The 395-nt window shown below is 76.2% G+C and carries 1 protein-coding gene; it reads left to right on the forward strand.

Annotated elements, in window-relative coordinates:
- Positions 1–395: GH3 auxin-responsive promoter family protein (locus tag G3I78_RS50310; RefSeq protein ID WP_164437369.1), on the forward strand; the 395-nt coding region annotated here is incomplete at both ends.

Genomic DNA, 395 nt, shown 5'->3' on the forward strand with positions numbered 1-395 from the left:
ACGACCGGCGTGGCCTCGCTCTACCTGCCCGCCCTCCGGGAGGAGTTCGGCTCCGAGGTCACGGTGCTGCCGGCCCCGGTGGCCGCCTCGGAGGGGCCGGTCGGCGTGGCGCTGGACCGGCACGCGTCGGCGGGCAGCCTCGTCGCGTCGGCCTCGGTGTACGAGTTCGTGCCCGCCGAACAGGATCTCGCCCCGGACCGCGCCACCCTGCTGCCGCACGAGCTCGAGGCCGGCCGGGACTACCACGTGATCTTCAGCCACGTCGGCGGGCTGTACCGGTACGCAGTCGGTGACGTGGTCCGGGTCGTGGACACGGCCGGCGGGGTCCCGCGGCTGGAGTACGCGGGCCGGGGCGTCCGGTCCGACGCGGCCGGTGAGCGGCTGCGGGACGCGGA

The sequence above is a fragment of the Streptomyces sp. SID13726 genome (genome assembly GCF_010548375.1).
Taxonomy (GTDB): Bacteria; Actinomycetota; Actinomycetes; order Streptomycetales; family Streptomycetaceae; genus Streptomyces.